This window comes from Polynucleobacter sp., assembly GCF_018500155.2.
Taxonomy (GTDB): Bacteria; Pseudomonadota; Gammaproteobacteria; order Burkholderiales; family Burkholderiaceae; genus Polynucleobacter.
The window spans coordinates 38,740-65,530 of the sequence record NZ_JAHBAK020000017.1; the positions used below are offsets into that span (position 1 = coordinate 38,740).

The following is a 26,791-nucleotide window of genomic DNA, read 5'->3' on the forward strand; positions in this document are numbered from 1 at the left end:
TTAATTCTGAAAGTTTTTTGATTTTTGTTTAAGGACTATTCCAGTCTTTGCATCTACTTCCAACTTAGAAAGAGTTCCATCAGAACCTAACTGCTTAATTTCGTAAATCCAACCGCCTTTCTTTCTCTCTAAATCAACCTCAATAACCTGAGCAGGATATTCCTTGGATATTTTTTGAAGGATTTGCTGGAGTGGCAGCACTTGACCGCTTTCTAAAGCCTTCTTAGCCCTGTCATGGTCGCCCTCAGCAATCGCAGGGGTAGCCAACAAAGTGCACAAAATTAGAACTAAAGACCGATTAATTGAACTCATGTGCCTATTTTAGGACTGCAATTCTGAACGGCAGATGAATATGTCCTTCAGATTCCATAAAGCAGGTTTATTTAATACTCAACCCAAGAACTTTGAAGGGTTTAAATGAAATCAATATATTACCTATTCACCACTACATTTCTAATGGCTATGCTTGGTGAGGCATATGGGGCGGATTCAAATGCTCCAAAGCAATTGCAGTATTGGTCAGATAAGGCTGGTGCCTCAGGCAATATCGAAAGAGGAAAGACATTCTTCACATCAAGCCATGGAAAAGAATGGTCTTGCTCTTCATGCCATGGAAATCCGCCAACCGTACAGGGAAAGCATGCCTCTACTAATAAAGCAATTGACTCACTTGCCCCCTCAGTAAATCCTGATGCATTTACAGACCAAGCAAAGAGCGATAAGTGGTTTAGGAGAAATTGCAACGATGTTTTAGGTCGTGAGTGCCAACCCCAAGAAAAGGCGGATGTCTTGGCTTACCTAATTAACCTAAAGAAGTAACGAAATCCAAATGAAAGACTTAATTACGCCATTCCTACTGACTGTACTCGCCTATCTAGTGATTGGGATTATCAGTCAAACAGCAAATGCTGGAACCAAGAATTTGATGCCCAGCAATTTGCCACCAATCTATAAGCAAGAATGTGGCAGTTGCCATATGTCATACCCCCCTGCATTGCTTCCAAAGGAATCTTGGGCAGAAATGATGAATGGACTCCATAAGCACTATGGCACGGATGCCTCACTCGACAAGCAGGAACTAAATCAAATTAGTTCATGGCTAAACAGTAATGCTGGAACTTACAAGAGAGTTAAAGAAGCCCCGCCAGATAACAGAATCACCAAATCTAGTTGGTTTGAAAAGAAACACCGCAAGGTTAATGCTAGAGAATTCTCAAAGCCATCGGTAAAAAGTGCATCAAACTGCAACTCCTGCCACCGCAATGCAGAGCAAGGCAATTTTGATGATGACGAAGTTTTTATTCCAAAGTGAAGAATATGATGAAATCAAAAAATTTAGTAGGAAAATTTTTAAAACAAATTCTGCATGGAGCCGGAGCAATTTCCTTTGCCGTTGCCTACCTGACTGCTGATAGCGAATCTTTTAGGGTCTTACATGTCTACTGTGGATATGGATTTGGCATTATTTTCATTATTAGGATTCTTGTGGGATTATTTCCTAGTAGTGGAATTTCACTACATACAATATGGAGAAGGGCTACCCTAGCAAAATCTATCTACACAGACATTAAGAACCTAGAAATTAATAGGTTACTAAATTGGCAGAGGTGGTATGGGGCAACTATGGGGCTAATAATTTTCTCAATGTATGCACTTGTTCCCCCCATGATTCTCGCTGGAATTGGCTCTTATGAAGAGTTAGGCGGAAAATTGGCAAGAAAGATTATGGAAAATTCCCACGAGACAGTTGGTGAGATGTATTTGCTCATGGTGACAACTCATCTTTTACTGATTGCAATCCGTTATTTTCTTGGAAAATATAAAGAATTAAGCATTTCAACCACAAAGAAACCTCTAGCCAATTAATCTCTTTTGCCGTCTCAGCAGTCGATTTATCTCAACCATTAGGTCTCGCATCTGACGACTGGTGCCAGATTTAATTGCATTTTTAGATACCCTTGCTTTGCCTTCTGCTGTTTTTGCACCGGTAGACCTTTCCCACGGCTTCCATTTCCGAATCAATCTTCTTTGCTTTGCCTTGCGGTCCGCTGTCCATGTCATAGGCTTGACCTTCCAATAGTTTGTTTTGTGAAATTTGATTTTTTTCTGCCAAGTTATTTACCTGTTGATGCCCTTGTGAAATATTGGCTTGCTTGACGAATGTAGCCTGTCTTGGCTGCTTTAAATCAACTAATGCCTGCAGGGTTGCCCTGCTCTGATTTTGGGCTTTAAAAGCCAAACTCATCAATGCTTGGGTAGGTGGCATATATTCCTGCCTATTAGCCCTTGTCATTAAGGTTGCAAACATCACATTCAGGGCATAAGCCTGTGAATAAAGCATTGCCTCAACATCAGCCAAATTACCCTGCTTCACCTCACCTATAGACCTTTCAAGCATCGCTTGGGTGTATTGCAAGTCAATGAAATCTTTGGATAGTTGTCTTTTATCTGAATCAATGACTTTGGCAGCCAAGAGTGAAGGCTTCAAAAGAAACTCGGTGCTTGCTTCTAGTCTTGTTTGCTCTTGCTTGGCAGAAATCTCAACGGGTCTATTCACATCTTCTTTTATCTTTGATTTATCAGTCATTAGTGAACCCAATCACTAGTTATCATTGCCCCAAACCTGCCCTCTGCCCATGACTTCTTTAGGGCTTTCAGACAATCAAGAGTTTCATTTGGCATTTCAATGAGGTCTTGTTGCCATGCTTGGTAATCCATAGCAGTCCATTTGCACAATGGGGCAAGATACTCATACAAGGCATTGAATTCCCTGTTTTCAAGTTCCAACACCTTGATGATTTGTTCTTTATGTTCAGCAATTGTGAAAGCCCATTTGTTATAGATTTCTTGGGTGCCAACTAATTTGATTTTTCTATTAGGAAGCAGTTTTAAAGTCAAACCTTCTTTTTCTGCCATTGCGATTATTTTTCTAGGGTTCATCAAATTTCCCCCTCAATAATCGGCAATTCACCACAAAGGTTCTCAACTTCTCCAAAGGTTCTCATGTTTTTAGGTTGAGAATCTTTGTAATCATTGAATACCTTTGGCATTTCCCAAACCCAGTAACTGCCCCTGCCAATACCAATCTTTTTGGCTTCAATGCCTAACTTCTTTTTAGCCCTATTCATTGTTGAAATGGAATGACCTGCACCGATACAGTCTTTTTTGACCTCTTGTGCTGGCATTTCACCATCGGACAAAATACTGCTCAAAAATTGCATGCATTCAGCCATGCTTCCGCCATCAGAATCATCTTCAGCATCAACCAGCAGTTCTCTTGCCGAACCCTCTATGGCTTCGCCCCAAAGCACTCTAGATGTTTCAATGCCACCTTCAGTTGTTGCCTGTTCTAGAGAATACTCAAAACCGCCATTGTCAGCACCGATATTGGATTTGGCTCGAAGAAAGATGCGAACATCTTCACCATCATCGCTTTTGCTTTTTGATGCAACCAAAACAACCCTTGCAACAGCACCAAATGCCAGACTTCCTGTAATCCTCTCAATCGGCTCCCTGCCTGATGTGCCTTTTGAAAAATGGGTTATTCCAATGATTGCAAAGCCCATACTTTCCGCCATCTGAATTAATGGGGCTAAATCTTTACGAACTTCTGCATTTTTGTGTGAATCGCCCTTAACTACCGAAACGATTGGGTCAATGATTAAAAGTTTTACATCGCCAACTTTGGATATTGCCTGCTGAAGAATTGGCATGTCGGTGCTGGGATTAAATGGCTGTTCACCATCTTCACCAATAACACCCTGAACAAAATGAACCTTATCAAGATTTGCACCCATAGCCATAAGTCTTGGAGTAAGCGTGTCCGAAATGTCGTCTTCACCAGTCCAAACAACCACATTGCCACTTGGTGACCTTGTGCCGTCAGGAAACCTTCCACCATTGCTAATGCTGCTGGCAAGTGCAAGACTGATTGTTGTTTTACCTGTTCCAGCGACACCGCCAAGCAAGTGAAACTTGCCCCCAGCAACCCAGCCATTCCAAATCCAGTTAATAGGCTGCGGACTCAAATCTGAGGCTTTGAGCAAAACAACTCCATGCTCCACTTTTGGTTCTTTAGGCAACTTAGGTAATGCCAATACATCCTCTTTTGTTGCGGATGGATTCAACTCAATCCAATCCACCACATCGCCCTTAGGAGGTAATTTGAGACCTTCAACATCTATGAGTGCCACATCACAATCAATGCCCTCTAGAATCGTTTTAACCGCCTTTGCATGGACTTTTCCAGCCTCATCGAAGTCAGCCCATATCACTACTGATTTACCCCTTAAAGGCTCAAAATCAGCCCCCTCATGCGATGTTGCCCCTCCGCTTGTAGTTGCTACTAAACCCAATTCAACTAAGGCTTCAACTTTCTTCTCGCCCTCCACCCAAAAGATGATTTCTGCATCTTTAATCAAGGGCAACTGATAAAGCGGTTTCTTGCCATCAAACTTTGGTTCGCCCAAGACGAAATTGCCATCCCTCTCATAAAAAGGTCGAATCAATTTAGATTTATCAGGATGACTTAATCTCATCCTCGAATAGAGCCATTCCCCCTGCACATCGGTGTAATGGTGCAATCCCTGTGGCTTGTAGCCTTGATTAATAAACTGCGAAGCCAATACCCTAGCCTGCTGCTTAATGGTTTCAATGTTCATGACTATCCCCACACACCAAGGGCAATGCAGGCATCCTTAAAACTCATACCAAATCGCTTTTGATGAAATGCAAGAAGGTCACCACCCTTCTCGCCACATGCCAAACATCGAAATGCACCAGTCTCAATCCGTACCCTTAGGCTTGGCTTGGTGTCCCCATGGAATGGACAAATTGCCGACCGCCATTCACCTTGCCCAACGAGCGGAAAACCATTCTGCTCAAAGTATTCAAGAGGATTAGGCAATCTATCTTTATGAAATTTCGTATTCATAATGCCTCCTCAGAATGGACAGTCATTGGAGTCATAGGGCATGCCATCACGCATCCTCGACTGGGCAATGGAATTGGAAATCTCCCCCTCAATTACCTGATGTGCATAAAGCAGTTTTCCAAAAGCACTACATAAACCATCGAATCGCTCTTGGTCACTTTGGATGGATTGCAGCACTTTAAAGAAATTGATTTCTTCCTCAGTTAGGCTGCCATACTTCATTTCTAAGTCTTCCATCAGGTCGGACATAAGGCATAGAGCCTGTCGCCTAAAGTCGTTGATTAGGTCTAGAGGCATCGCTCTGATAATTTCATTTGAGAAATTTTTCATAACCCCTCCGACTTATATTCAAGTGGATTGGCTAGAAATTTATGCAGTTCCTTGTTTTGATAGAAGGTGCAGCGAATCCCCATGCGAATGGGTTTTGGTGCTTTTCCTTCAAGACTTAATCTGCGGAATGTTTCTCGACATACAGGTGAGAATTCTGCAAATTGTGACCATCGGCTACATCCATCATGGGGTAGCACTTTTCGCTTAGGTAATTCAGTTTTGGTAGGCATCGTAAGTTCTCCATTTGTGTTGCTGCACCACAATTGGTGCATGGAGTAACTTTAAAAATGATGCCGTTTAAATACACCCTAACAGGGGTTTTTGACAAACTTCACCACCCTAATTGGGGTGGCATCCGCTACTTTGAACCTTGAAACAAATCATTTGCCTCGGCAAATTTTTTCTCTAAATGAGATTTTGAAAATCCACCAAGTTCTTTAAATTCGGCTTCTAAGAATGCAATGACCTTAGCCTGAGAATCTAAGCCACTCTTATCTATCAAGGTCTCCAATAAGGCACCAATTAACTTCAACTCATTGGACGATTCTCTTGCAGATTTAGCCTTGTCTTCGCCTACTTCGCTGACCCTTTGGTTCATCGCCTTATCAGCAAACTCCTCTAGCCTTTTGGGTAGTTTCCAACCTGTCTTAAGTTTTGCCCATACTGCAAAACCCCTCAAATCAACCTTATCAAAATGCAAATTAAAACCTTCCCCCTCAGAATTTTCATCAATCAGAGTAAATTTCTGCCTAAATTCCTTTTCCTTTCCATCCCAATCAAAAGGATGAAAATGCCATTCCCTGCCGCTATATTCCGTACCCAACATTTCAGGGTCCATATTGCAAACTAAAGCGGCAGCCTCAAAAGAATAAATTTTTGGTCTTAGCAGCCAAAAATCCCAATCGCTATCGCTCAGAGCCATCAAAAAACCATCGCTACTGCTCATGCTGCACCTCTTTTGCTATTGATATTTATTACCTTGGCACCTGCCTTGATTCCATCCAAATAATCTGCCCACTCTTGCATCATCTTGGCTCTTTGGGGAATGTATTCGGCATGGTTGTAGGCACCACTTACCTTATCCCTCTCTAGGTGAGATAGTTGGACTTCAATATGGGCATGTGGGTAGCCAGTCTCATGCAGGATTGTTGAAGCCACACCTCTAAAGCCATGCCCAGTCATTCGCCCTTTGTAGCCCATCCGATATAAAGCAAAAAGAATGGTGTTGTTGCTCATGCTCTTTTTAGGGTTACTTTCATGAGGGAAAACAAAATCTCCACCCCCAGTCAATTTATGCAACTCTTGTAGGATGGCTTTGGATTGTTTTGACAGGGCAACGATATGTGGAGCGGAAGGTCTGCCTTTGACCTTTTTCATCCTCTCGGCAGGGACAATCCAAACATTGCCCTTTAAATCAAACTCATCCCACTTTGCTTCAATTAATTCACTAGTTCTTACGAATGTATAAGACATCAATTTCATTGCTAATTTTGTAATGGCACTTCCATTGTTGGCAACATCGTAAGCATCAATCTTTTTCAGCAATTCAGGCACATCTTTAGGGGCAACCGAACTGCGGTGCTTAACAGGAGGGCTTTCTATGTGGGCATCTGACAGGCTAATGTCATTGGCAGGGTTTCTATCGCACAATCCCTCAACAATCGCATAGCGAAATACCTGCCCTGATGTTGAATAGGCTCTCTTGGCAATATCAATAGCACCTCGCTTAGCCACCTTCTGTGCCATCTTAATTAGCAGAGGTGCGGTAATGGTATGAATTGGCATTGAACCAATTTCAGGGAAGACATTCTGCTCAAGTCTTCTTAGAACCTTGGTTGCATGTTTTTCATCTTTACCAACTGACCATGCTTTGTGCCACCTCAAAGCCACCGACTTGAAGTCATTCCTATTTTGGGTGCTTTCTTGCTTGCGAACAGTAGATGGGTCTTTGCCTTCGTCTAACTGCTTTCTAGCCGTAGCCAACTTTTCTCTAGCCCTTTTCAGAGTAACCTCAGGGTAGGTGCCAAATGACAGCATGTTTGGTTTGCCGCCAAATCTGTAGCGGTATCTCCAACCCAATGAACCTTGTGGATTGCATTGCAACACTAGCCCATGACCATCAGGATAATTTTTGGTCTTTGCTTGGGGCTTTATCCCCTTGATAAATGCATCGGTAAGTTTCAAATTCACCCCAAGTTAAGTGCCTGTGAGTAAAGAATCTTATAGATTGACTGCTACTCACAGTATTACTCACATATTGGGGATGTTACTCACATTTTCAAGGGATGGCTACAGATGCCTAAATCGGCTTTAGAGCCTTTTGTTTTATGTGTCTTTTTGGGAAATAGTTGGCATTGAACAAACCAACTGTGGTGCCTCGGGGCGGACTCGAACCGCCACGCCTTGCGGCACCGGATTTTGAGTCCGGCACGTCTACCAATTCCATCACCGAGGCAGGTGTTTGCAGTGGAAATTCTGCACAAAACAGAGGTTTGCTACAACTAAGACATGAGAGTGTAACAAAATTTCCTTGGCTGCCCCAAGCGCGGGTCTAGAACCCCTTAAAATACTGTCTCATAGCCAAATTATTAAAAGGACTTACCCGTATGGCCGGCCACTCGAAATGGGCCAATATTCAGCACCGCAAAGGTCGTCAAGACGAAAAACGCGGCAAGATTTGGACCAAACTCATTAAAGAAATTACTGTTGCTGCCAAATTAGGCGGTGGCGATTTATCTGCAAATCCACGTCTACGCTTGGCAGTCGATAAGGCTAAAGATGCCAATATGCCCAATGACAACGTACAAAGAGCGATTGCGAGGGGTACAGGTTCGCTTGAAGGAGTCAACTACGAAGAAATTCGTTACGAAGGTTATGGCGTTAATGGTGCTGCCGTGATCGTAGATTGCTTGACCGACAATCGCACCCGCACGGTTGCAGAGGTGCGTCATGCGTTTAATAAAAATGGCGGCAATATGGGAACCGAAGGTTCAGTAGCATTCTTGTTTAAGCATTGCGGTCAGATGCTATTTGCCCCTGGCACTAGCGAAGATCAGCTCATGGAGGTAGCATTAGATGCAGGCGCTGAGGATGTCATCACTCATGATGATGGCTCACTAGAAGTGCTCACACCTGTTCCTGATTTTCCGAAGGTTCAAGATGCCATCGTTAAAGCTGGCCTCAAAGCAGAACTGGCTACAGTGGCGATGCGCCCTGAAACTGAGATTGCCCTAGAGGGTGAGCAAGCAGAGAGCATGCAAAAATTACTCGACGCCCTTGAAAACCTCGATGACGTACAAGAAGTCTATACAAACGCTGCCCTTTAAACCTTTACTCTCTCATTACCTATGAAAATTCTTCTGATTGGATCCGGTGGTCGTGAACATGCCTTAGCTTGGAAGCTAGCGCAATCCCCGCAGGTACAAACTGTCTACGTTGCTCCTGGCAATGGTGGCACTGCTAGCGCAAAACACAGCGGAGCCAGAATTGAAAACTTGCCTATTACAGGACTTCAAGAACTCGCCGACTTTGCAAAAAGAGAAAAGATTCATCTCACCGTAGTGGGCCCTGAGGCGCCACTTGCAGCAGGTATTGTGGATGTGTTCCGTAATAATGGCTTGCGTATTTTTGGACCAACACAATTAGCAGCGCAGCTTGAGTCCTCCAAAGACTTTTCCAAAGCGTTTATGAAACGCCATGGCATCCCTACTGCCGACTATCAAACATTTTCAAATGCACTGCAAGCACACGCCTATATTGATGCCAAGGGTGCGCCGATTGTGATCAAGGCTGATGGCTTAGCAGCAGGCAAAGGTGTAGTGGTCGCAATGAGTCTAGAAGAAGCGCATGCTGCTGTTGACATGATGTTGGCTGACAACAAATTAGGTAATGCTGGTGCTCGGGTTGTCATCGAAGAATTCCTCACAGGTGAAGAAGCCAGTTTTATTGTCCTAGTGGACGGTAAAAATGTATTGGCTTTAGCAACAAGCCAAGATCACAAACGCTTATTAGATGCAGACCAAGGGCCCAACACTGGCGGTATGGGTGCTTACTCACCAGCACCAGTGGTGACCCCTGAAATCCATGCACGTGCATTACGCGAAGTGATTCTTCCTACAGTCAAAGGCATGGAGGCAGATGGCATCCCCTACACCGGTTTCCTCTATGCAGGCCTCATGATTGCTCCAGACGGAAAAATCAAAACCCTCGAATTTAATTGCCGTATGGGAGATCCTGAAACGCAACCTATCATGGCTCGTTTACGCAGCGACCTCGTCAACGCCCTGGATCATGCCGTGGACGGCAAACTCAATGAAGTCGAGCTTGAGTGGGATCGTCGTACTGCACTAGGCGTCGTCTTAGCGGCTCATAACTACCCAGACACCCCGCGCAATGGCGATGTGATCAATGGCATCCCCGCGGATACAGAGAGTCAGATCACTTTCCACGCTGGCACTAAATTGCAAGATGGTAAGGTGGTCACCTCTGGTGGACGTGTACTCTGTGTAGTAGGTCTTGCAGATACTGTGCGCGGCGCTCAACAAAAAGCCTACGATGCGATTAGCAAAATTCATTTTGATGGCATGCAATACCGTCAAGATATTGGATATCGCGCTATCAAATAAATCTCATTATTCATTTACGATCTTGTCCGCACAACCTACTCAAATCAATATCGCCGCTCTCAAAGAGTATTTTTTGGGCTTGCAAGATCGCATTACGAATGCAATGGGCGCCTTAGATGGCAAAGCCTTTATTGCTGATGAATGGCATAAACCGGAAGATAGCAAATTAAAAGGTTATGGTCGCACTTGCATCATCGATGGCGGCAACATATTAGAGAAAGGCGGTGTAGGCTTTTCTCATGTACGCGGTGATCAGATGCCCCCATCCGCCTCGCACCATCGCCCTGAGGTGGCTGGTCGTAGCTTTGAGGCCATGGGCGTCTCTTTAGTTTTTCATCCAAACAATCCCAAAGTTCCTACCACCCATATGAATGTGCGCTGCTTTATCGCACAAGCACCCGACAAAGAGCCAGTATGGTGGTTTGGAGGTGGATTTGACTTAACTCCCTATTATGGAGTTGATGAGGACTGCAAGCACTTTCATCAAACCGCTAAAAATGCTTTAGACCCTTTTGGTAATGAACTCTATCCCCGCTTCAAAAAGTGGTGTGATGAATATTTCTACTTAAAGCATCGCGAAGAACCTAGAGGCATTGGCGGTATTTTCTTTGATGACTTTAATGAGCTCGGATTTGAAAAGAGCTTTGCGATTACTCGTGCAGTCGGCGATGCATTTATACAAGACTACTTGCCCATAGTTGAGCGACGCTATCAAGATACCTTTACCCCTGCTGAAAAATCTTTTCAAGAGTATCGGCGTGGACGTTATGTTGAATACAACCTCATATTCGATCGTGGCACCATTTTTGGCTTGCACTCAGGAGGACGTACAGAGTCTATCCTCATGTCTATGCCACCCGTTGTGCAATGGCGTTACAACTGGCATCCAGAGCCTGGCACACCTGAAGCAAAACTCTATGATCACTACCTCAAGCCACGCGATTGGCTAGCCTGAGTCAAACAGCTTTGAACACACCCCAAAAAATTGGCATTCTGGGCGGAACGTTTGATCCGCCACATATCGGGCATCTCAAATTAGCAACCCACTTTGCCAAAACGCTGAACTTGGATACCTTATTACTCATTCCAAGTGGAGAGCCCTGGCAGAAGGGGGCGCATATTACCTCTGCCAACATTCGCTATCAATTAACTGAAGCTGCTGGCATCGATTTGGCGCGAGCCTTTCTGTATCTCAAAATACCTACCCAGGTTGGTATTGATCGCATCGAGGTAGACCGCGCTGGCCCAAGTTACGCCGTTGATACCGCACAAGCACTACGGGAGCGGTTTGGACCCACTGCCAATTTAATTTGGCTGATGGGGGTCGATTCCTTACTCACTCTACCCAGCTGGCATCGTTGGCAAGAGTTCACTCAATTGATCAATATTGCTGTTGCTAGTCGGCCCAATTACCAGCTCACTGCGCAATTGGATACAGCATTGAGCGCTTATATCACTGGGCACCAGGTACTTGAGGCTAAAGATCTTGAAAAATATCCTTCTGGCCATATATGGATTGATGAACATCTGGCTATCAATTTATCTTCAACCGATCTAAGAAAACACCTGCATTCCTCGGCTAGAGGTTCTATTGACGCAGAGCAAATACCGTCTCATACCCTTGAAATCATCAATAAATTAGGCTTGTACCAATAAGCAAGCTAAGATTAACTCCACACTTATAGAAAATCGTACATACGCCATGGACTTACGTAAATTACAACGCGTCATCATTGATGCCCTAGAGGATGTCAAAGCACAGGACATTCGTGTTTATGACACCTCCAAGCTTAGTGAATTGTTTGATCGCGTCATCATCGCCACAGGTTCTAGCAATCGGCAAACCCGCTCGCTCGCCATGTCGGTAAAAGAAGAGGTCAACGCTAAAGGCGGCGAAGTCATCTCGATCGAAGGATTAGAAACCGGTGAATGGGTGTTAGTGGATTGCGGTGACATTGTGGTGCATATTCTGCAGCCCATGCTTCGCTCCTACTATCAACTCGAGGGTATGTGGGGAGCAAAACCTGTTCGCGTAAAACTGGCGGGCGCCAAAGGCCTAGTCAAGGCCAGTGAATCTGATGAAGATGAGTGACGATTAATTTCATCTTGAAGTACGTATGCGTTTAACCATTGTCTCTGTTGGCCACAAAATGCCAGAATGGGTAGCTACAGCAACCCATGATTACGTCAAGCGCATGCCGGCAGATTGCAGTATCGACATTAAAGAAATTAAACCGGATCTCACGCCTGCCAAAGAGGCAAGCAAAATTTTGGCAGCAATACCCAAAGGCTCACGAGTCATTGCACTTGATGAGCGCGGTAAAGATCAAACCACTCAAAACCTGGCAAACCAATTAGCCCGCTGGCGACAAGAAGGCGATGACATCACTTTCTTGATAGGCGGGGCTGATGGCTTAGACAGTAGCCTTAAAACGGGAGCTCAAGAAATGTGGCGCCTATCTAGTCTCACATTGCCGCATGCTATGGCCAGAGTGTTGCTGGTTGAGCAGCTTTATCGTGCTTGGACGATTTTGCAAGGTCACCCCTACCATCGCGAGTAACACCTTGAGTCCATTCATCTATCTTGCATCACAAAGCCCGCGCCGCCAAGAACTGCTAAAGCAAATTGGGGTTCGCTATGAGATGTTATTACCAGCAGCAAATGAAGATACCGAGAGTATTGAAATCCCCCACTCAAATGAGTCTGCACATACCTATGTTGAGCGTGTCACGAAGGCTAAATGCCAAGTAGCCCTCAAGCGTTGGAAAGAAAATGAGTTGCCTTGGGCTCCCATTCTCTGTGCAGACACTACTGTTAGTCTTCCCGGTCATAGTGAAGGGGAAATTCTGGGCAAACCTACAAATGCAGAAGATGCCGCACGCATTCTGAGCATGCTCAGCGGGAAAGTGCATGAAGTAATTACCGGAGTTGCCGTGATTAGCAAGCCCGAAGAGCCCCCTCTTTTTGCATTACAAGTTTCTGAAGTCAAATTTGCCGCCCTCACCAATGAACAAATTAACACCTACATTGCCAGTGGTGAACCCTTTGGCAAGGCTGGAGCATACGGCATTCAAGGGCTTGCCAGTGCCTTTATTTGCTCCATTAAGGGTAGCTATAGCGGTATCATGGGACTTCCTCTTTATGAAACCGCTCAATTATTAGCTCGTGCTCAATTTCACTGCATATGAATGAAGAAATTTTAATTAACATTACCCCGCAAGAAACACGGGTTGCACTGATTCAGCAAGGGGCTGTTCAAGAGCTACAAATTGAGAGAACTCGTCAACGCGGTATTGTTGGCAATATTTATTTAGCTAAAGTTGTACGTGTTTTGCCGGGCATGCAATCTGCTTTTATTGATGTTGGTCTTGAGCGCACTGCTTTTATGCATGTTGCTGATATCACCCAGAATAATCCGCAAGCGCAAATAGAAAAGCTGCTCTTTGAAGGACAAACTTTACTGGTACAAGTTTTAAAGGACCCATTGGGAACCAAAGGAGCTAGATTAACCACTCAGCTCAGTATTGCCGGTCGCAATTTAGTGTATCTACCGCCGGCTGGCACAGATGCAGCCACTGAGAAATACATTGGCGTCTCACAACGCATTGACCAACCTGAAGAGCGTGAGGCGATTAAATCTCGCCTCGCTGGTTTAATGGCGGATGATGAAAAAGGCGGCATCATCGTACGTACCAGCGCCCAAGACGCATCGGACATTGAACTCATGAACGATATGCGTTATTTGCGGATGACCTGGGAAAGCCTTCGGGAAGCCATGAAACATAAAGCGGCTCCAAGCTTGCTCTACCAGGATTTAAGTCTTGCTGAACGCGTATTACGGGATGTTGCGAGTGAAGACACTACGCAAATCCGAGTTGATTCGGCTGAAAACTTTGAAAAACTCAAAAACTTTGCCAATTTGTATATGCCCAATCTGCTGGGTAAGCTATCACTGCATCGTGGCGAACGCGCCCTCTTTGATTTATTCGATGTGGATGCGGAAATTAACAAAGCCTTGGGGCGCCGCGTTGACTTAAAGTCTGGCGGATATTTAATGATCGACCAGACAGAGTCGATGACCACCATTGATGTTAATACCGGTAGCTATGTTGGTGCACGCAATTTAGATGACACGGTTTTTAAAACAAATCTTGAGGCAGCGCAAGCCATTGCCCGTCAGTTACGCTTACGCAATCTTGGTGGCATCATCATCATTGATTTTATTGACATGATCAGCAAGGATCATCAAGAATCCGTATTAAATGAGCTACGCCGCAACTTAGAGCGCGATCATGCTCGTACTTCAGTGAGTGATTTTTCTTCCCTAGGTTTGGTAGAAATGACTCGTAAACGCACACGCGAGTCTCTTGCCCATATTACCTGCGAGCCTTGCTCTACCTGCCTTGGCAAGGGTGAAATCAAAACTGCACAAACGATTTGCTATGAAATTTTGCGAGAAATTGTGCGCGAACATCGTCAATTTAACCCACGCGAATTTCGTATTGTGGCCGCGCCAGATGTGATTGACCTCTTTCTTGAAGAAGAGAATCAATTCTTGGCGCAGTTGGGTGACTTTATTAGTAAACCTATTACCCTACAAGCAGAGGGAAGTTTTCGCCAAGAGCAATACGATATTGTTCTGAGTTAAGCGTTTGAAAACTGTATGCGGTGCAAGTTAGCATACAGACCATCCAGCTTGAGAAGCTCTTCGTGAGTGCCGTTCTCCACAATCTTGCCATGCTCCAACACCACAATACGATCAGCATGCTCAATCGTTGATAAGCGATGCGCAATAACTAAGGTGGTGCGACCAGCCATCAATCGCTCTAGTGCATCCTGGACTTGGCGCTCTGACTCAGAATCGAGCGCCGAAGTAGCTTCATCCAATATCAATATTGGGGCATTTTTGTATATAGCGCGGGCTATGGCCAGGCGCTGACGTTGGCCGCCCGATAAGCGATTACCGTTATCACCCACAATCGAATCGATTCCATCTGGAAGTTCTCGGAGCAAGCCACCGAGATTAGCTGCTTCTAGGGCCTCGATGACGCGTCCGCGATCAATGCCCTCTTGACCTACCGCACCATAGGCAATGTTTGCAGCAATCGTGTCATTAAACAATATGAGATCCTGACTCACAAAGGCAATTTGTTTGCGCACGTCGGCCAGCACAATATCTTCTAGTGGAAGATCGTCTAAATAAATATGACCACTGGTCGGTTTAAAAAAGCGGGGCAACAAATTGACGAGCGTCGATTTTCCGCCACCAGACGGCCCGACAAATGCAATCACGTCACCAGGTTGAATAGTCAAATTGATATTGCTTAATGCTTCTTGACGCCCTTCCTCTTGCTCGTAAGAGAACCCTACATTTTCAAAACGAATTGCACCCTTAGCCTTATCTAAAGACCTCATATTTTGGCGGCGGTCTTCATCCTCTTCAAAAGGTTGATCCATCAAACCAAAAATCATCTCAGCCGCAGTCAAGCCCCGCTGTAATGGTTGGTTGATATCGGCGAGGTGTTTTAAAGGTGAGATCACCAACATCATGGCAGTGATAAAGGAGGCAAATCCACCAACCGTTGTTCCTTCTGTAGCAGACTGCATCAAGGCAATCACCAACACCACCGACAAGGCCATGGAGGCTATTAACTGGGTGATTGGCTGATTGAGACCGCCAGCAACGGCAGACTTTAAGGCAAATTGGCGTAAACGCTCTGCCTTTTGCGCAAAGCGATGCATCTCATATTCTTGGGCGCCATGCACTTTGACAATCTTGTAACCCGCGGTAGATTCTTCGACGATATAAGCTAAATCACTGGTTAAAGTTTGTTGCTCACGATTTAATACTCGCAGACGCTTATTGATTTTTTTCATAATCAAAGCGATGACTGGAAAAATAATTAGCACTACTAAAGTCAATTTCCAGTTGAGATAAATTAAATATCCAATGAGTCCGATGACGGTCAAAGAGTCACGCACTAAGCTAATGAGTACGCCACCCATAATGGAAAGCACATTGTTGACTTCAAATACAACCGCATTAATTAAATGGGATGCAGAATTCTTTTGGAAAAAAGTAGTACGTGCATGCAACAACGATTGGAACATTTGCTCACGAAGTTTGAGAAGAACTTCGTTAATCACCTTCGTCAACAAATAATTTGACAAAAATTGCGCCAGACTGCGGACAATTGCTAACCCCACCAGAAAAACAGGAACTTGCCAAAGCTTGCTATTGAGCTGTCCAGTGAACCCCCGATCCAATAAAGGCTTCATTAAGGCGGGAATGGATGTTTCGGCAGCAGCGACAAAAGCCATGGCTACTAGGGAGCCAATAATGAGCCCAATATGGGGCTTTAGATACGAAATTAAGCGATTTAGAGCAGTACGGTCTTGAGCATTCATATAATGAATTATGCCCACCTTATCAGTCATACTCATCACCCGTAATGAAGAGGCCAATTTAGAGGACTGTTTAGCCTCCTTGGACGGTATTGCCCAGCAATTGGTAATAGTGGATGCCAACAGCACCGACCGCACGGTAGAAATAGCCCAAAACTATGGGGCAACCATTGCCAGGCCCTCTGATTGGCCGGGTTTTGGACCCCAAAAGAATCGGGCTTTAGATTTAGCTACGGGAGATTGGGTTCTCTCCTTAGATGCAGATGAACGGCTAACCCCGGCCCTCAAATCTGAAATTCTGACGGCTATCCACCACAACGCCCATGTTGATTGCTTCGCTATTCCAAGGCTCTCCTGGTATTGTGGCCGCTTTATTCGCCATTCGGGGTGGAGTCCAGATTACGTGGACCGCCTATTTAAAAGAGGTACCGCCCGCTTCTCAGACGATTTAGTACATGAGCGACTCATCCCTAGCGGCTCGGTAGCAAAACTCGAAAATCCGCTCTTACACTACAGCTTCATGAATTACTCCCAGGTTTTGCAAAAGCTCGATCGCTATTCAACTGCATCAGCAGAGCAAGCTTTTGCTAAAGGCAAAACTGCCAGTCCTCTAAAGGCTGTACTACATGGCGCCTGGGCATTTATCCGCACCTACATTATTCGCGCAGGATTTTTAGATGGCGCGCAAGGATTTACCTTGGCTATTTCCAATGCTCAGGGAACCTACTATCGCTACATCAAGCTTTGGCATCTCCACCAGGAAGCGCGTAAATGATTTCTATTTTGCTGGCTACCTATAACTGGCCGCAAGCATTAAAGCTTTGCCTAGAATCATTAGCCACTCAAACAGAGCAAGATTTTGAAGTCATCATTGCCGACGATGGATCCACTGAAAGCACAAAACAGATGATTGATGCTTTCAAAGCAACGAGCCCCTATCCCATTACGCACCTCTGGCAAGAAGACCTGGGGTTTCGTAAAACCCAAATCCTCAATCGAGCAATCGATGCCGCTCAAGGGGATTACCTCATCTTTTTAGATGGTGATTGTCTAGTGCAACCGGATTTTGTTGAACGTCATCGCCTATTAGCTCAACCTGGATATCTTGTCACCGGCAGTAGAGTCTTGTTAGATGAAAAACTGACTCAAGACCTATTAGTCTGGCCAAAGTGGGACTTTGCACGCTTGAGCTCGATGCTGCCAAGTGAGCGTCTGCGCGGTGGCATTAATAAATACCTGCCCTTAATCATTAAATTTGGTAATAGTACATTGCGTGTTTACAAAAAATTTGTATGGCGACGCATCAAGGGATGCAATATGGCTTGCTGGAAAAAGGATGCCTTAGCAATTCAGGGTTTTGATGAATCAATGACGGGCTGGGGTCATGAAGATGCTGACTTTGTGTTTCGCTTACAGCGCCACCATATCAAACGTAAGTCAGGATCTTGGGCAACTGAGGTATTTCATCTCTATCATCCTATACATGATCAAAGTAATGCTGCAGAAAATGCCCGCCGCGTCCGCGAAAAGATTCTGGCAAAAGCAATTTAAAAGATTGAGTAATGAGTCACCTTTCCACCTTTACGCCTAAAAGAGTCTTATTTATTGCTACTCGGCAAATTGGTGATGTTTTGGTCACTACGCCACTTATTGATCAGGCACGTCAACTTTGGCCCAATGCCGAGTTTCATTTTTTGGGCTACCAAGGCAAGCTCGATATGATCAAAGGCAATCCCCATATTGATCAGATCATTGAAACTTCAGATCGGCCGCGTTTGCAGGAATATCTATCTTTACTCAAAAGACTTTTTTTGCGCTATGACCTTGCAGTTGTGACGCAACCAAGCGACAGAGCATATTTCTATGGCTTACTCTTCGCGTTTCACCGAGTAGGTGTTTTGGGTGGACACCCACAAGGAGAAAAGAGCAAGGCTGCAGAAAAATCCAAGCGACAAAATGCTTGGAAAAAATGGATCTCGTTATACAACATTGATGTGGATTATTTTTCACAGCACGTTATCACCGAGAAACTTCGTCTGCTCGAAGCCTTTTGCAAAAAACCGAGCGATCTGTTTTTGAATCCTATTAACGTCACACCCCCAACAGGTCAAGCAATACCGCCAGTGATTGCAGGCCAACTGACACAACCCTATATCGTCATTCATCCCGGTCCGTTAACGGCTTATAAGCGCTGGCCACTGGCGCATTGGCAGCACTTGATCACATACTTAGCCAAGATGGGTTATCAGATCGTGCTTAGCGCATCTTCTGCAAATCAGGACGTACAACTTAACCGCGATATCGTATCTTTATTGGAGCCTGAGATTGCTGCCAAGGTGATAGATGCAGCCGGGCAACTCACGATCCCTCAGGCAGGATCTTTGCTGCGCGGTGCCACACTGTATATCGGGGTTGATACCTCTATTACCCACTTGGCGGCAGCCTGCAACACCCCAACTATTGCTCTGTTTGGTGCCACTCCCCCGACCAATTTTGGCCCTTGGCCAAACGGCTTTGTTGGGCAGCAACCATACCAATTACGCGCTCGTAACCAAACAGTCGGTGACATTACCATTTTGCAAGGTCCCGGTGAGTGCGTACCTTGTCGTAAAGCTGGCTGCTTAGATCGCGCCGATAGTTATAGCGAGTGTTTAGATTTTCTAGAGCCTGCACAAGTGATTGCAGCTGCGGTGAACGTGCTCAGTTCAGCAAAGATTTAGTGGTACTGAACCTGCACTGGATCTTTTTGTTTTGATGCAAGCAATTGATTAAGACTATGCAGACATGCGTCATCTGGATAAATTCGCATCTCTTCGGGGAACTGCATTAAGCAGGCACCGCCACTAGTCGTCACGGCAGCAGTGATCACCAACCCCTTAACACCCTCTTGAGCTGATCCTGGGCTAGCAAAATTAGACTTGGGATCTTTAACGCGATTGGCCATTAAATAAGGGCCAATCTGGCTCCTTAACATTCTGATATCGATAGCTGAGTCAATGCAAACGTGGACATTTCGAGCAAAACGCATACGTGCCCCTGTAATATCCATCACATTTTCTGCCACTATTCTCATGCCACCAGAAAATTTATCTGGCGTGACATTCACTTTAGCAATCAGCAATTCATCTTCTTTTAGCCAAGAACGATTAGGTTCATAGACTTCACTGTATAGAGTGACTTCAACTGCTGCAGAGCCATCATCAATTGTGGCGATCATCATGCGACCCCGCTGCCCAGTGAGCATTCTGGCAGAAGTAATGATGCCGGCTATTAACTGATCTTTACCTTCCGATAATTTTGCTAGCGGTTGGCGTATAAAGTGCGATGTCTCGGCGCGGTAGGCATCAAACATGTGGCCTGTTAAACAGAGACCTAATGCCGTCTTCTCTTCTTGAAGGCGCTTCTTCTCAGGCCAAACTGGCTCACGCACTAATTCTGGTTGATGTTGGTGATCTTCACCAGCCACTTCAAAGAGGCTCACTTGATGAATAGAAGCTTCAGCCTGCTCTGCCGCCTCAATGGCTCTTGCCAAGGAAGCAAGCAAGGTAGAACGAATATCGTATAAATTACCGGCAGCTGGTAGGGAATCCTTATACAGACTATCAAAAGCCCCTGCACGCATCAATGCTTCGATAGCACGGCGATTGACTTGCCGACGATCGACACGCGCACAAAAATCAAAGAGATCTTTAAAAGGCCCGCCCGCTTGGCGCGCTTTTACAATCGCTTCAATCGCCGCTTCACCAGTTCCTCTTACCGCGCCTAAACCATAACGAATGTGACTGATGGGTGAATCTGGCGCCGCATCGGGTGCACGCAATGGTGTGAACTCATACACACCTGTATTGATGTCTGGTGAAAATACCCTGATCTGATTGGCCAAGCAATCGTCATACAAAATCTTGACTTTGTCGGTGTCATCCATGGCTAGCGATAAGTTGGCCGCCATAAATTCGGCTGGGTAATATGCTTTTAACCATGCTGTTTGATAAGCCAAGAGCGCATAGGCGGCAGCATGGGATTTATTAAATCCATACCCCGCAAAACGCTCCATCAAGTCATAGATCTCGTTTGCCTTTGCCTCGGAAATTCCACCGGCTTTGGCACCGTCGCTAAAGATTTTGCGATGCTGCGCCATCTCTTCTGGCTTTTTCTTGCCCATTGCACGGCGCAACATATCTGCGCCGCCGAGCGAGTAACCGCCAATCATCTGCGCCATCTGCATCACCTGCTCTTGATACACCATGATGCCGTAGGTTTCGCGTAAAACAGGCTCAATCCGTGGGTCTGGATACTCCACCTTCTGACGACCATGTTTGCGTTCAATAAAGTCAGGGATCAAATCCATTGGGCCTGGTCGATACAACGCTACCAACGCAATAATGTCCTCGAATCGGTCAGGCTTTGCCTCCCGAAGCATGCCTTGCATGCCGCGACTTTCTAGCTGAAACACGGCAACTGTATTTGCTCGCTTAAGCACCTCGAATGCTTTTTCATCATCGAGTGGAATATCACTAATACTCCAATCTTTACGGTCTGCATGCAGCGCTTTGATCCAGCGTTCTGCTGCAGCCAAAATAGTGAGCGTAGTCAAACCCAAGAAGTCGAATTTCACTAGACCAATCGCTTCGACGTCATCTTTATCAAACTGACTAATTACCGAACTACTGTCTTGATCTTTTGTTTCTTGTGTATACAAGGGGCAAAAATCCGTCAGACGTCCAGGAGCAATCAATACACCGCCAGCATGCATACCCACGTTACGAGTCATGCCTTCTAACTGCTCTGCTAAAGAAAGTAGTTGACGTACTTCGTCTTCATTTTTTTCGCGCTCGGCTAACTGCTTCTCTTCTTTCTTAGCCATATCAATCGTCATGTATTGACCTGGCTTATTAGGAACGAGCTTAGCGATACCGTCTACGAAGTTATAACCTTGCTCCAAAACACGGCCCACATCACGAATCGCTGCTCTGGCGGCCATCGTTCCAAATGTGGCAATTTGACTGACTGCATCCTTGCCATATTTGTCTTTAACGTACTGAATGACGCGGTCACGCCCATGTTGGCAAAAATCGATATCAAAGTCGGGCATCGAGACCCGCTCTGGATTTAAAAAGCGCTCAAAGAGTAAGTTGTAGCGCAGTGGATCTAGATCCGTAATTCCTAGTGAGTAAGCCACTAGGGAGCCTGCACCCGATCCACGACCCGGACCAACTGGCACGCCATTATTTTTTGCCCAGTTAATAAAGTCCGCAACAATCAAAAAGTATCCCGGGAAACCCATTTGTGAAATCGTCTTCACTTCAAACAAGAGGCGCTCGCGGTAACGTGGCATCTCTTTGGCGCGCTCTTGTGGATCTGGAAAGTTCCGCTCCATATGACGCTCAAGCCCTGCCTCAGATTGAGCAAGCAAAAATTCATCTAACGTGATTCCAGGTGGCGTCGGAAAATCCGGCAAGCGAGGTTGACCTAGCACCAAGGACAAATTACAACGCTTAGCGATTTCCACTGAGTTAGCCAATGCAACTGGTAGATCTGCAAAACGCTTTTCCATTTCCTCTTGAGTCAGGAAATACTGCTCTTCATTAAATTTCTTTTGCCGTCTTGGGTTACCAAGCAGTTCGCCTTCAGCAATACAAACGCGCGCCTCATGAGCCGTGAAATCACTCCTTTGCATGAACTGCACTGGATGCGTTGCCACAACTGGCAAATTCATTTCACTTGCTAATTGACAAGCAAGTTGTAATTGCCTTTCATCCTGAGGATGACCGCCCCGCTGGACTTCGATGTAAAAAGCTTCCGGGAAAAGCTTCTCATAACGTTTTGCTGCATTTTTGGCTTGCTCTAATTGGTCCGCTAATAATGCAGAACCCACTTCGCCCATACGAGCACCAGATAGGGCAATTAATCCATAGGCTAGTGTTCGCTTGGCTTTTTTATCTTCTGCTTTTGCAGCAGGCGCACTGAACCAAGCCAAATCTACTTCAGCACGGCCACGGGACTGATTCTCCAAAGAGGCTTTACTCAAAAGCTCACAAAGATTGAGATATCCTGAATGATTCTGAACCAGTAGCAACAAACGATGCGGTTGGTCGGGGTCTTGGGGGTTAGTCACCCAAACATCAGCCCCGGCAATAGGCTTAATGCCATTGGAACGAGCAGCAGTGTAGAACCGTACTAGACCAAATAAATTGCTTAGGTCAGTAATGGCTAATGCGCCCATCTCATCTTTTACGGCGGCAGCCACCGCATCGTCAATGCGCACGACTCCATCCGTAATTGAAAACTCGGAGTGAATGCGAAGATGAACAAAACGGGGTAAAGCCATGAGATGATTTTAGCTGTGTCCATGTCTAAAAACCCCCCATCCCCAGCCGACGGCTATCGCGGGCGATTTGCCCCTTCGCCAACCGGTCCACTCCATGCCGGATCGCTAGTTGCGGCCCTAGGAAGCTGGCTAGATGCCCGAAAAAATGGCGGCAAATGGCTTCTCAGAATGGAAGACTTAGATACCCCGAGGTGCGTTCCAGGGGCTGTACAAGTCATTCAGTCCCAATTGCTTGCCTGCGGCCTATTTTGGGATGAGGAGCCGAGCCATCAGTCAAGTCGCCAGGAGGGATATCACAATGCCCTTGTAGAACTTGCCAAGCAAAAATTACTTTATCCCTGCACCTGTTCAAGGCAGATGATTGCCAACACGCTAGCTTTCCTCCATATTCAGACACCTCGCAATCAAGAGATGGTGTATCCAGGAACTTGTAGACCACGTGCGGCAGACATGCATGATTGTCACCAGTGGGATGCCAAAGTAGCATGGCGTATCGCACTTCCAAAAGATTGTCACATTCAATTTGAAGATGGCATCCTGGGTCCACAAGAGCAAGATCTCTGGCGCGAAGTAGGTGACTTTGTTTTACGTCGTAGCGATGGCGTATTTACCTATCAACTTGCCGTCGTTGTTGATGATGCCCTGCAGGGCATCACCCATATTGTGCGGGGTGCTGATTTACTGAGCAACACTGCAAGGCAAATCTTTTTACAAAGACAATTGGGCTACATCACCCCACACTACAAACATCTACCTCTAGTTCTTGATGAGCATGGAGAGAAACTGAGCAAGCAAACTCTAGCCATGCAAATTCAGACTCGCAACCCAGAAGACGTCTTGATGGAACTGCGCAAGGCAGGACAACACCTGGGTTTACAAGATTTGCCGGATGGAGATACAACAACGGTTGCAGAGTGGCTATTGGCCGCCACCCAGGCTTGGCATCTCTAGTCTTTGGAAAATCGTTAGGACTTCTTTTTAAAGCCGCCAAGTAGAGCGCCTACGGCAGGCTTTGCCGGAGTGATACCCACCTTCTTTACTTCTGGTGCGTTCGTTGTGGAAACCTGTTCAGATGCTGCCGGTTTCGTAGCGCTGGAAGGCTCATAAGGCTTGTAAAAGAATGGATCTGTAATCTGACCCGGTACAGATTTCACATCTGGCAGTGGGGCCACTTCGAGTTTGCGCTTCATGAGCTTCTCGATGTCATCGAGCAAACGCTTTTCACTCTCATCCACCAGAGCAATCGCATCACCTTTACTACCAGCGCGACCTGTACGTCCGATGCGATGAATAAAATCTTCGGCATTAAAAGGAAGTTCGTGATTAATCACACATGGCATATCGGGAATATCTAAGCCACGTGCGGCAACATCGGTTGCTACCAACGCCTCAATTTCTCCAGACTTAAATGCATCCAAGGTCAGAGTACGCTCACCCTGACTTTTATCACCATGAATCGCGCCCGCTTTAATGCCATCGCGCTCAAGAGCACGAGCCAAGCGTGCGCAACCCAAACGACTATTAGTAAAAATAATGCACTGACGTGATAGACCCTGGCGAGTCCGGTTTTCTAGCACCTTCACGATGGCGCGTTGCTTATCAGCTGCCGCAACCAAATGCACCACCTGTTTCACTGTATCGGCTGCTGCATTTTGGCGTGCTACTTCAACCGTGACCGGTGAGCGCAAATAACTCTGCGCCAACTTTTTAATCTCAGGAGAGAAAGTCGCTGAAAACAATAAGGTTTGTCTTGCTGTGGGAATTAAATTAATAATCCGTTGCAGGTCAGGCAAGAACCCCATGTCGAGCATTCGGTCAGCTTCATCTAAGACCAAAATTTCTACTTGCGATAAATTGGCTACTTTAGAACCAATGTGATCAAGCAAACGCCCAGGTGTTGCAATCAAAATTTCGACACCATTACGCAAAATGGTGACCTGCTCTTTCATATCCACACCACCATAGACCACCGCTGTACGCAAATCAGTGTATTGGGAATAGCTCGCTGCATTTTCAGCAACTTGCACCGCTAATTCACGAGTAGGAGTGAGCACGAGCGCACGAATAGGATGGCGCGCTGGCGATGCGCTATTACTGGCATGGCGCAAAATCTTTTGAATGATCGGCAATACAAACGCTGCAGTTTTACCGGTACCAGTTTGCGCGGCGCCCATCAAATCACTTCCCGCTAACACATGGGGAATCGATTGTGCCTGTATCGGAGTGGGAGTGTTGTAACCCTGCTGCGCAACTGCTTTTTGTATGAGCGGGTCTAAACCAAAATCAGCAAAAGTGGTAGTTGCTGGTGGGGTAGCAGTTTTGCTAGCCCCTGTAGGTGAATTGAATTCAGTAGTGGTATTTGTCAAGGTAACTTACAGAATGGCCGCGATGCCTGCTTTCGCAATTTCAGCATCTTCGGTCGATTTAACGCCGGAAACGCCGACTGCGCCGATGGTAAACCCATTTACCTCGATATTGACCCCACCCTCTAACATGCCAGCAATATGCGGGGCAGATAAGAAGGATGTACGGCCGTTATTAATAATTTCTTCGTATACACGACTCTCACGTTTACCCATTGCCGCAGTACGCGCTTTTTCTTGAGCGATATAAGTTGATACAGGAGCACAACCATCGCGACGAATTAAACCTAAAACATGACCACCGTCATCACAAACGGCAATCGTCACCGCCCAATTATTCGCGGCTGCATGTTTATTAGCAGCGTCCAAAATCTTTTGTACATCTGCTTGAGTTAAATACGGTTTAGTTGCCAACATGTTGCTTCCTTTAGTTAATGCGATTGTCTCGAATATGTTTTATTTGATGTAAACGCCATCAATGCCTTAATTATAAAGGGTGTATCCGGACCCCATCAGAAGCCCTGCTACACCCTGTCTCCTCCAAAACTGCTTATTTCAGGGATTCTTGAGCAGCCAATACACCACTCGCCTTCGGTTTATAGCCCATCGAACCCAAACTCATTTCCACGCCACTTAATGCCGCCATCAAGCTCAGTTCGTTGCAATCACCTAAATGACCGATGCGAAATGCTTTACCTTTAATTTTTCCCAGACCAGTTCCTAATGAGAGATTAAATTTTTCTAAAGCATGTTTACGGAGTACATCGGCATCCATACCCTCTGGTGTAGCAATACACGTGAGCACTGGAGAGTAGCAATCTTGATCTTGGCATTGAATTTCAAGACCCCATGCATTTACTGCTGCACGACAAGCGGCTGCTAAACGTTGATGGCGCGCAAAAATGTTATCCAAGCCTTCAGCCATCATCATGTCAAGCGCTTCATGTAAACCATACATGAGATTTGTGCTTGGAGTGGTTGGCCAATAACCATTTTTATTCGATTCCAAAATTTCATCCCAAGCCCAGTAGGATTTTGGAAAGGTGCTGCGTTTACTTGCCTCAATCGCTTTTGGCGACAAGGCGTTAAAGCCAATGCCTGGGGGTAACATCAAACCCTTCTGCGAGCCTGATACGGTAACGTCTACACCCCATTTGTCATGTTCAAAATCCGCAGAACCTAGACCTGATACGCTATCAACCAACAATAAGGCAGGATGTTTAGCGGCATCAATGGCTTTGCGCACTGCTGCAATATTGGAAGTCACACCTGTCGAAGTTTCGTTATGCACAACGCACACCGCTTTGATTTCGTGTTGCGTGTCTTTACGCAAGCGCTCTTCAATTACTGCGGCATCAACACCCCAGCGCCAAGAATCTTTTCCAGGCTTACCAACCACTTCCACATTTAAACCAAGGCGTTGCGCAAGTGCTCGCCATAAATTAGCGAACTGACCAGTTTCATAAAACAACACTTTATCGCCAGGATTAAGGACATTCACTAGAGCGCCCTCCCAAGAACCCGTTCCTGAAGCTGAGTAAATAATGACTGGCTGCTCAGTTTTAAAAATCTTTTTAATACCATCTAAAACTTTTAAGCCAAAGGCACCAAATTCTGGTCCACGATGATCAATCGTTTGATAGCTGATGGCGCGCAAAATCCGCGAAGGAACCGGACTAGGTCCAGGAATATGCAAAAAATGGCGTCCTGATGGATGGTTATCGAGCTTTAGCATTTGATGTCTCTCTATTTGTTGTGATGGGTTTCGGTTCTTTTTTGGGGCTAGCTTTTGTAGGGCTAGTGTAT

At 45.7% G+C, this 26,791-nt stretch carries 27 protein-coding genes, 1 tRNA gene and 1 pseudogene; 15 read left to right on the forward strand and 14 right to left on the reverse strand.

What is annotated here, in order from left to right; all coding sequences use genetic code 11:
• A complete protein-coding gene (locus KIH43_RS02025) occupies window positions 1-312 on the reverse strand; it encodes a PepSY domain-containing protein (RefSeq protein WP_297717177.1) in 312 nt (103 codons plus the stop codon).
• A 105-nt stretch (window positions 313-417) separates the two neighbouring features.
• On the opposite strand from KIH43_RS02025, the gene KIH43_RS02030 reads away from it, so the two are divergent.
• Genes KIH43_RS02030 through KIH43_RS02040 form a run of 3 tightly spaced genes read left to right on the forward strand, consistent with a single transcriptional unit; the run spans window position 418 to window position 1,866 of the window.
• Complete coding sequence (locus KIH43_RS02030) at window positions 418-819, forward strand: DUF1924 domain-containing protein (protein WP_297717180.1); 402 nt, start codon at window positions 418-420, stop codon at window positions 817-819.
• A 10-nt stretch (window positions 820-829) separates the two neighbouring features.
• Entirely contained in the window at window positions 830-1,312 is a 483-nt protein-coding gene (locus tag KIH43_RS02035) for a diheme cytochrome c (RefSeq protein WP_297717182.1), read from the forward strand.
• Between the two features lie 5 nt (window positions 1,313-1,317).
• Window positions 1,318-1,866, forward strand: coding sequence for a cytochrome b/b6 domain-containing protein (locus KIH43_RS02040; protein WP_297717185.1), 549 nt, complete (start codon window positions 1,318-1,320; stop codon window positions 1,864-1,866).
• A gap of 82 nt (window positions 1,867-1,948) precedes the next feature.
• Here the strand turns inward: KIH43_RS02040 and KIH43_RS02045 are convergent, their stop codons facing one another.
• The 8 genes from KIH43_RS02045 to KIH43_RS02080 form a co-directional block, all read right to left on the reverse strand.
• Window positions 1,949-2,587, reverse strand: coding sequence for a hypothetical protein (locus tag KIH43_RS02045; protein WP_297717188.1), 639 nt, complete (start codon window positions 2,585-2,587; stop codon window positions 1,949-1,951).
• On the reverse strand, window positions 2,587-2,940 hold the full coding sequence (locus KIH43_RS02050; RefSeq protein WP_297717192.1) for a hypothetical protein: 354 nt from the start codon (window positions 2,938-2,940) through the stop codon (window positions 2,587-2,589). The genes KIH43_RS02045 and KIH43_RS02050 overlap by 1 nt, the downstream gene beginning before the upstream one ends.
• The gene (locus tag KIH43_RS02055; protein ID WP_297717195.1) at window positions 2,940-4,661 is read right to left on the reverse strand and encodes an AAA family ATPase; all 1,722 of its coding nucleotides are present in this window, start codon (window positions 4,659-4,661) and stop codon (window positions 2,940-2,942) included. Before KIH43_RS02055 ends, KIH43_RS02050 begins: the two co-directional genes overlap by 1 nt.
• Before the next feature lie 2 nt (window positions 4,662-4,663).
• The gene (locus tag KIH43_RS02060) at window positions 4,664-4,933 is read right to left on the reverse strand and encodes a CHC2 zinc finger domain-containing protein (RefSeq protein ID WP_297717198.1); all 270 of its coding nucleotides are present in this window, start codon (window positions 4,931-4,933) and stop codon (window positions 4,664-4,666) included.
• Between the two features lie 9 nt (window positions 4,934-4,942).
• On the reverse strand, window positions 4,943-5,182 hold the full coding sequence (locus tag KIH43_RS02065) for a hypothetical protein (protein ID WP_297717201.1): 240 nt from the start codon (window positions 5,180-5,182) through the stop codon (window positions 4,943-4,945).
• Between the two features lie 439 nt (window positions 5,183-5,621).
• Window positions 5,622-6,209: a hypothetical protein gene (locus KIH43_RS02070; RefSeq protein ID WP_297717203.1), complete on the reverse strand. Its 588-nt coding sequence runs from the start codon at window positions 6,207-6,209 to the stop codon at window positions 5,622-5,624.
• Window positions 6,206-7,447, reverse strand: a complete 1,242-nt coding sequence (locus tag KIH43_RS02075; RefSeq protein ID WP_297717206.1) for an integrase arm-type DNA-binding domain-containing protein — start codon at window positions 7,445-7,447, stop codon at window positions 6,206-6,208. Before KIH43_RS02075 ends, KIH43_RS02070 begins: the two co-directional genes overlap by 4 nt.
• A gap of 186 nt (window positions 7,448-7,633) precedes the next feature.
• A tRNA-Leu gene (locus KIH43_RS02080) sits at window positions 7,634-7,718 on the reverse strand.
• 151 nt (window positions 7,719-7,869) lie between these two features.
• On the opposite strand from KIH43_RS02080, the gene KIH43_RS02085 reads away from it, so the two are divergent.
• From KIH43_RS02085 to rng, 8 genes and pseudogenes are all read left to right on the forward strand, one after another.
• Complete coding sequence (locus KIH43_RS02085) at window positions 7,870-8,589, forward strand: YebC/PmpR family DNA-binding transcriptional regulator (protein WP_296968177.1); 720 nt, start codon at window positions 7,870-7,872, stop codon at window positions 8,587-8,589.
• A gap of 21 nt (window positions 8,590-8,610) precedes the next feature.
• On the forward strand, window positions 8,611-9,888 hold the full coding sequence (gene purD, locus KIH43_RS02090) for a phosphoribosylamine--glycine ligase (RefSeq protein WP_297717209.1): 1,278 nt from the start codon (window positions 8,611-8,613) through the stop codon (window positions 9,886-9,888).
• Between the two features lie 43 nt (window positions 9,889-9,931).
• Complete coding sequence (gene hemF, locus KIH43_RS02095; protein ID WP_297717259.1) at window positions 9,932-10,843, forward strand: oxygen-dependent coproporphyrinogen oxidase; 912 nt, start codon at window positions 9,932-9,934, stop codon at window positions 10,841-10,843.
• 11 nt (window positions 10,844-10,854) lie between these two features.
• The gene (locus tag KIH43_RS02100; RefSeq protein ID WP_297717212.1) at window positions 10,855-11,544 is read left to right on the forward strand and encodes an adenylyltransferase/cytidyltransferase family protein; all 690 of its coding nucleotides are present in this window, start codon (window positions 10,855-10,857) and stop codon (window positions 11,542-11,544) included.
• 46 nt (window positions 11,545-11,590) lie between these two features.
• Window positions 11,591-11,977, forward strand: a pseudogene (gene rsfS, locus KIH43_RS02105) (ribosome silencing factor); the annotation flags it as partial.
• Window positions 11,978-12,005: 28 nt separating this feature from the next.
• On the forward strand, window positions 12,006-12,449 hold the full coding sequence (rlmH, locus tag KIH43_RS02110) for a 23S rRNA (pseudouridine(1915)-N(3))-methyltransferase RlmH (protein ID WP_296968171.1): 444 nt from the start codon (window positions 12,006-12,008) through the stop codon (window positions 12,447-12,449).
• 4 nt (window positions 12,450-12,453) lie between these two features.
• Window positions 12,454-13,077 (forward strand): Maf family protein, encoded by a 624-nt coding sequence (locus KIH43_RS02115; RefSeq protein WP_297717215.1) that lies wholly within the window; start codon window positions 12,454-12,456, stop codon window positions 13,075-13,077.
• The gene (gene rng, locus KIH43_RS02120) at window positions 13,074-14,537 is read left to right on the forward strand and encodes a ribonuclease G (RefSeq protein ID WP_296968167.1); all 1,464 of its coding nucleotides are present in this window, start codon (window positions 13,074-13,076) and stop codon (window positions 14,535-14,537) included. Before KIH43_RS02115 ends, rng begins: the two co-directional genes overlap by 4 nt.
• Here rng and msbA read toward each other — a convergent pair.
• Window positions 14,534-16,297, reverse strand: coding sequence for a lipid A export permease/ATP-binding protein MsbA (msbA, locus tag KIH43_RS02125; RefSeq protein WP_297717217.1), 1,764 nt, complete (start codon window positions 16,295-16,297; stop codon window positions 14,534-14,536). The two genes, rng and msbA, sit on opposite strands and share 4 nt — an antisense overlap.
• Before the next feature lie 10 nt (window positions 16,298-16,307).
• Between msbA and KIH43_RS02130 the strand changes: the two genes are divergently transcribed.
• The 3 genes from KIH43_RS02130 to KIH43_RS02140 are packed head-to-tail and all read left to right on the forward strand — an operon-like array spanning window position 16,308 to window position 19,014.
• Window positions 16,308-17,069 (forward strand): glycosyltransferase family 2 protein, encoded by a 762-nt coding sequence (locus tag KIH43_RS02130; RefSeq protein WP_296968164.1) that lies wholly within the window; start codon window positions 16,308-16,310, stop codon window positions 17,067-17,069.
• On the forward strand, window positions 17,066-17,845 hold the full coding sequence (locus KIH43_RS02135) for a glycosyltransferase family 2 protein (RefSeq protein ID WP_297717220.1): 780 nt from the start codon (window positions 17,066-17,068) through the stop codon (window positions 17,843-17,845). The genes KIH43_RS02130 and KIH43_RS02135 overlap by 4 nt, the downstream gene beginning before the upstream one ends.
• An 11-nt stretch (window positions 17,846-17,856) precedes the next feature.
• Window positions 17,857-19,014, forward strand: a complete 1,158-nt coding sequence (locus tag KIH43_RS02140) for a glycosyltransferase family 9 protein (RefSeq protein WP_297717223.1) — start codon at window positions 17,857-17,859, stop codon at window positions 19,012-19,014.
• Here the strand turns inward: KIH43_RS02140 and dnaE are convergent.
• Window positions 19,011-22,622 (reverse strand): DNA polymerase III subunit alpha, encoded by a 3,612-nt coding sequence (gene dnaE, locus KIH43_RS02145; RefSeq protein WP_297717226.1) that lies wholly within the window; start codon window positions 22,620-22,622, stop codon window positions 19,011-19,013. The two genes, KIH43_RS02140 and dnaE, sit on opposite strands and share 4 nt — an antisense overlap.
• A 21-nt stretch (window positions 22,623-22,643) precedes the next feature.
• On the opposite strand from dnaE, the gene gluQRS reads away from it, so the two are divergent.
• Window positions 22,644-23,573, forward strand: coding sequence for a tRNA glutamyl-Q(34) synthetase GluQRS (gene gluQRS / locus KIH43_RS02150; RefSeq protein ID WP_297717229.1), 930 nt, complete (start codon window positions 22,644-22,646; stop codon window positions 23,571-23,573).
• 14 nt (window positions 23,574-23,587) lie between these two features.
• Here the strand turns inward: gluQRS and KIH43_RS02155 are convergent, their stop codons facing one another.
• From KIH43_RS02155 to KIH43_RS02165, 3 genes are all read right to left on the reverse strand, one after another.
• Window positions 23,588-24,988, reverse strand: coding sequence for a DEAD/DEAH box helicase (locus KIH43_RS02155; RefSeq protein ID WP_297717232.1), 1,401 nt, complete (start codon window positions 24,986-24,988; stop codon window positions 23,588-23,590).
• A gap of 6 nt (window positions 24,989-24,994) precedes the next feature.
• The gene (locus tag KIH43_RS02160; RefSeq protein WP_296968261.1) at window positions 24,995-25,399 is read right to left on the reverse strand and encodes a heme-binding protein; all 405 of its coding nucleotides are present in this window, start codon (window positions 25,397-25,399) and stop codon (window positions 24,995-24,997) included.
• A 136-nt stretch (window positions 25,400-25,535) separates the two neighbouring features.
• Window positions 25,536-26,720, reverse strand: coding sequence for an aminotransferase class V-fold PLP-dependent enzyme (locus KIH43_RS02165; RefSeq protein WP_296968153.1), 1,185 nt, complete (start codon window positions 26,718-26,720; stop codon window positions 25,536-25,538).
• Window positions 26,721-26,791: the final 71 nt, after the last annotated feature.

Coding starts and splice junctions, on each gene's coding strand:
- KIH43_RS02025 (WP_297717177.1), bottom strand. CDS start 312: ATGAGTTCAATTAATCGGTCTTTAGTTCTAATTTTGTGCACTTTGTTG.
- KIH43_RS02030 (WP_297717180.1), top strand. CDS start 418: ATGAAATCAATATATTACCTATTCACCACTACATTTCTAATGGCTATG.
- KIH43_RS02035 (WP_297717182.1), top strand. CDS start 830: ATGAAAGACTTAATTACGCCATTCCTACTGACTGTACTCGCCTATCTA.
- KIH43_RS02040 (WP_297717185.1), top strand. CDS start 1,318: ATGATGAAATCAAAAAATTTAGTAGGAAAATTTTTAAAACAAATTCTG.
- KIH43_RS02045 (WP_297717188.1), bottom strand. CDS start 2,587: ATGACTGATAAATCAAAGATAAAAGAAGATGTGAATAGACCCGTTGAG.
- KIH43_RS02050 (WP_297717192.1), bottom strand. CDS start 2,940: ATGAACCCTAGAAAAATAATCGCAATGGCAGAAAAAGAAGGTTTGACT.
- KIH43_RS02055 (WP_297717195.1), bottom strand. CDS start 4,661: ATGAACATTGAAACCATTAAGCAGCAGGCTAGGGTATTGGCTTCGCAG.
- KIH43_RS02060 (WP_297717198.1), bottom strand. CDS start 4,933: ATGAATACGAAATTTCATAAAGATAGATTGCCTAATCCTCTTGAATAC.
- KIH43_RS02065 (WP_297717201.1), bottom strand. CDS start 5,182: ATGTCCGACCTGATGGAAGACTTAGAAATGAAGTATGGCAGCCTAACT.
- KIH43_RS02070 (WP_297717203.1), bottom strand. CDS start 6,209: ATGAGCAGTAGCGATGGTTTTTTGATGGCTCTGAGCGATAGCGATTGG.
- KIH43_RS02085 (WP_296968177.1), top strand. CDS start 7,870: ATGGCCGGCCACTCGAAATGGGCCAATATTCAGCACCGCAAAGGTCGT.
- purD (WP_297717209.1), top strand. CDS start 8,611: ATGAAAATTCTTCTGATTGGATCCGGTGGTCGTGAACATGCCTTAGCT.
- rlmH (WP_296968171.1), top strand. CDS start 12,006: ATGCGTTTAACCATTGTCTCTGTTGGCCACAAAATGCCAGAATGGGTA.
- rng (WP_296968167.1), top strand. CDS start 13,074: ATGAATGAAGAAATTTTAATTAACATTACCCCGCAAGAAACACGGGTT.
- msbA (WP_297717217.1), bottom strand. CDS start 16,297: ATGAATGCTCAAGACCGTACTGCTCTAAATCGCTTAATTTCGTATCTA.
- KIH43_RS02130 (WP_296968164.1), top strand. CDS start 16,308: ATGCCCACCTTATCAGTCATACTCATCACCCGTAATGAAGAGGCCAAT.
- KIH43_RS02135 (WP_297717220.1), top strand. CDS start 17,066: ATGATTTCTATTTTGCTGGCTACCTATAACTGGCCGCAAGCATTAAAG.
- KIH43_RS02140 (WP_297717223.1), top strand. CDS start 17,857: ATGAGTCACCTTTCCACCTTTACGCCTAAAAGAGTCTTATTTATTGCT.
- dnaE (WP_297717226.1), bottom strand. CDS start 22,622: ATGGCTTTACCCCGTTTTGTTCATCTTCGCATTCACTCCGAGTTTTCA.
- gluQRS (WP_297717229.1), top strand. CDS start 22,644: ATGTCTAAAAACCCCCCATCCCCAGCCGACGGCTATCGCGGGCGATTT.
- KIH43_RS02165 (WP_296968153.1), bottom strand. CDS start 26,720: ATGCTAAAGCTCGATAACCATCCATCAGGACGCCATTTTTTGCATATT.